Source organism: Milkweed yellows phytoplasma str. MW1, from assembly GCF_000309485.1.
Taxonomy (GTDB): domain Bacteria; phylum Bacillota_I; class Bacilli_A; order Acholeplasmatales; family Acholeplasmataceae; genus Phytoplasma.
The window spans coordinates 1-4362 of the sequence record NZ_AKIL01000138.1; the positions used below are offsets into that span (position 1 = coordinate 1).

Below are 4362 nucleotides of genomic sequence, written 5' to 3' on the forward strand. Positions count from 1 at the left end.
TACATAAAGCATTATTTTTATCAACTTTACATTAATTATAAATAATGTATTTTCTTTTATGAAACTTCATTTTTAATTTTAAATAAACTAAAAAAGATATAAAAATGTAATTATTAGAATGGGTTTATTTTGTCATTCTAATCATTACATAAATAAAAATTTATAAAATATAGGTAATCAAACATGCAAATTAAAAAAAATAATAACGATTTTGTACAATATCACTTTGACGTGTCTGTCGATGAATTCGAATCTTATATCAAAAAAGCTTTTGACAAAGTTCAACCTAAAGTAGAAATTAAAGGCTTTAGAAAAGGACATGCTGCCCAAAAAGTTTTTGAAAAGCATTACGGCCCTTCGGCTTTATATAAAGATGCTTTCTGCATCATATATGTAGAAAAATTTCAAGAAATATTAACTAATAAAGAATTTAAAACTGTAGGAGAACCTAAATTAGTTGATTTTGATATTGAAAAATTAGACAGAAAAAAACCTTTTAGTTTCGGTTTAGAAATGGCTTTAAAACCAGAAGTAAAAATATGTGATTACCAAAAAATTACATTAAATGATTTTAGAAAAAATGTCACTGATGAAGATGTTCAAGCGCAAATGGATTTGTTATTAAAACAAAACGAAACATTAGCGCCAAAAAAAACTGACACTCCTTTAGAAATGGGCGATATAGCTATTTTCGATTTTAAAGGTTTTGTGGACGGCATTCCTTTTGAAGGCGGAGAAGCGACAAATTACAGTTTAGAGATTGGTTCTAATCAATTCATTCCTGGTTTTGAAACAGGTATGTTAGGAATGAAAAGAGAAGAAAAAAGAGATATAAAAGTGGTTTTTCCTGACAATTATGGTAAAAAAGAATTAGCTGGAAAAGAAGCGGTTTTTCAAATCTTTTTAAAAGAAATGAAAACTCCTCAAAAATTCGTTGTAACGGATGAATCTATTAAAAATTTAAAATTACCTAATATTGAAACAGTTTATGAGTTGAAAAAAAACATTAAAGAACATTTAGAAAATCAAAACAATTCAGAATATAATAACGAAGTTCTACAACAAGTTTTTGAATATTTAATCGCTAATTCTACTTTAAAAGTTCCTCAACATTTTGTACAAACAGAAGTAGAAAATATCAAACAACAATTTGCTTTTCAACTACAAAAACAAAACATGAATTTAGAAAAATATTTAAAAATGACTAATTCTAACGAAGAAGAATATGAAAAAAACAATTATGAACAAGCTTTAAAAAACGTTCAAATTAATTTCTTATTAGACGAAGTAGTGACTAAAGAAAATATACAAGCGACTCCGGAAGAGATAGAACGCAGATACCAACAAATAAGCGCATATTATAAAATTCCTATAGATAAATTAAAAGAAAATTATGCTGTGGAAAACATCAAAAACGGTTTATCTCAAATTAAAGCTGGCGATTTGTTAATTACAAAAGTTGTTTTTAAAGAACAAAAAGAAGTTTCCCAACCAGAGACAACAAAAGAAAATAAATAAATTATTTTTTTCACAATAAAAAATCTTTTTAGATTATAATATAATTTATAGTCTTAATGAAAATGAACAAAATAATATTAATTTAACTTCACGCATAAAAAAAAGGATGAGTGGTGAATCGAATGAATAAAAAAGAAAACATTGATAAAACAGAAAAAATCGATAAAAAAAATAAAGCAAAAATAAATGATGATATTATTCCTAACGAATTGCCTGTTGTTATTGTGAGAAATGTTGTACCCATTCCTTCTAATGACTTTAGAATTGAAATAGGACGCTCTTTTTCTATCAACGCTATTAAGCAATCAGAATTGCTTGAATCTGCTTACGTGGTCATTTTATTACAAAAAAATTTTTTACATGAAGAACCGAAAGTTTCTGATATAGAAAAATACGGCGTTTTAGCTAAAGTTTTACTTGCTATTAAAATTGATGATTCTCTTTACAAAGTTAAATTCCGTATTTTAAATCGTGTTAAAACGCAGAAATTAACGAAAAAAGATGATTTATATAGTGCTAAATTTCTGAATGTTCCTACAGTTTTAGGTGATTTACAAGAAGAACAAACTTTAATCAAATTAATCATTCAACAAATTACTTCAAATATAAGTCAGTTTTTATTAATTTCTGAAAATAGTTTTTTAGAACAAATACAAAACGGCGTAACAACCGAAAAAGCAGCTGATTTAATTATTTTTGCTTTAAGAATAGAAGAAAAAGAAAAATATAAATATTTAAAAGAACCTTCTTTAAACAAAAGGTTAGTTTATATTTTGCAAGATATTAGAGTTAAAATAGACGTAGTTGAGTTAGAAAATAAAATTAACGAAGAAGTTAAACGTAGTATTGATGAAAATCAAAAAGAATTTTATTTAAGAGAAAAAATACGTGTTATTCAAAACGAATTAGGCGATAAAGTTAAAAAAGAAGAAGAAATTGAAGAATTAAGAAAAAAAATTAATTACGCTAATATGCCTAAAACAATTAAAGAAAAAGCTTTACAAGAACTTTCTCGTTATCAATCTATCTCCTCAGCAGTAGCTGATTCCTTTGTTATTCGTAATTATTTAGATTTTTTAGTAGCTTTGCCTTGGCAAAAAACAAGTAAAGATGTTAACGAATTGGAAAAAATACAAGCTACTTTAGAAAAAAACCATTACGGTTTAGCTAAGGCTAAAGAACGTATTGTAGAATACGCAGCAGTCAAAATCATGACTAAGAAAAACGCTCAAACTATTCTTTGTTTATCAGGACCTCCTGGCGTTGGTAAAACTACTTTAGCTATTTCTATCGCTGAAGCTTTAGGGCGTAAATTTGTTAAACAATCTTTAGGCGGTATGCAAGAAGAGAGTGAAATAAGAGGACATAGAAGAACTTATGTAGGTGCTATGCCAGGGCGTATTTTGAGCGGTTTAAAAGATGCAGGCGTGAGAAATCCAGTATTTTTATTAGATGAAATCGATAAACTAGTGACTAATTCGCATCATGATCCTTCTTCAGCTTTATTAGAAGTTCTTGATCCGAAACAAAACCAAAATTTCGTCGATCTTTATTTATCTGAACCTTTTGATTTATCGCAAGTTTTATTTATCACAACTGCTAACGATTTAAGCGCTATTGCTCATCCTTTAAGAGACCGTTTAGAAGTGATTGAACTAAGCTCTTATACAGAACAAGATAAATTAATTATCGCTAAAGAACATTTATTGCCTAAACAGTTAAAAGAGCACGGCATTGATGAAACTCAATTCGAAATTGACGATTTAACCTTGCTTTATATCATCAGACATTATACTAAAGAGGCTGGCGTGAGAAATTTAACTAAGAAAATAGCTCATTTAATACGTAAAACTGTTAAAGAAATTTTAATCAATAAAGTTGAAAAAGTGAAAATCGATAAAAACAACATCGAAACATATTTAGGTAAAGTTATTTTCCAACATTTATTAATGGAAGAAAAACCTCAAATTGGCGTGGTGAACGGTTTGGCTTATACTTCTTTTGGCGGAGATATTTTGCCAGTAGAAGCGACTTATTATAAAGGTAAGGGTAAATTAGTTCTTACCGGTCATTTAGGCAAAGTGATTGAAGAAAGCGCTTTTACGGCTTTTAGTTTTTTAAAAGCTAATGCGGAAAAATTAGGCATTGATTATAAAATTTTTGATGAAAATGATTTCCACATTAACTTTTTAGAAGGTGCTATTCCTAAAGATGGCCCTTCCGCAGGCGTTACTATTGCAACTTCTATTTATTCAGCTATCAAAAGAACATATGTTCGTAAAGATGTAGGAATGACAGGAGAAATAACTCTAAGAGGTTCTGTTTTACCGATTGGCGGTTTGAAAGAAAAAGCTATCGCCGCTAATAGAAGTGGACTTAACACAATTTTCATTCCTAAAGATAACTTAAAAGATGTGGATGAAATTCCTATTGAAGTAAGAGAAAAATTAGAAATTATCGCTATTCAAAACGCTGATGATGTGTTTTTAAAAGCTTTAGTTCTTTTAAAAGAAGAGGTTTATAATAATGTCCTTTAGTCAAATGCAAATATTGACAAGTAATTATGTAGTATATCCAGTTGCTGTTTTAATTATTTTAGGCATCTTATTTTCTTCTGAAAAAAGCGTTGTAGACGCTTTTACAGAACAATATGGCGATAACAGTGCTCAAGGAAAAAGTTCCCCTTTAGATAAAATCATTTTTATCTTAGTTTTTATCCTCTTTTTTTCAGCTTTCATTACAGAACATAAGTAAAAAAAAGATATTTTTTTTGTTATAAAATATTGACATTCGTTATTTTATATGTTAAAATAACTTTAGTTACAAAATATTTTATAAAAATTA

Annotated in this window: 3 protein-coding genes; all 3 read left to right on the forward strand. The window is 27.9% G+C overall.

Annotated features, from left to right (window positions below; translation table 11 throughout):
- The first annotated feature begins 183 nt into the window (after positions 1–183).
- The 3 genes from tig (at position 184) to RI76_RS02440 (ending at position 4272) form a co-directional block, all read left to right on the forward strand.
- Positions 184–1518: a trigger factor gene (gene tig, locus RI76_RS02430; protein ID WP_017192559.1), complete on the forward strand. Its 1335-nt coding sequence runs from the start codon at positions 184–186 to the stop codon at positions 1516–1518.
- A 122-nt stretch (positions 1519–1640) separates the two neighbouring features.
- The gene (lon, locus tag RI76_RS02435) at positions 1641–4055 is read left to right on the forward strand and encodes an endopeptidase La (RefSeq protein WP_017192560.1); all 2415 of its coding nucleotides are present in this window, start codon (positions 1641–1643) and stop codon (positions 4053–4055) included.
- Positions 4045–4272 carry a hypothetical protein gene (locus RI76_RS02440; protein WP_017192561.1) on the forward strand — a complete coding sequence of 76 codons (228 nt, stop codon included), beginning with the start codon at positions 4045–4047 and terminating at the stop codon, positions 4270–4272. The genes lon and RI76_RS02440 overlap by 11 nt, the downstream gene beginning before the upstream one ends.
- Positions 4273–4362 lie beyond the last annotated feature (90 nt).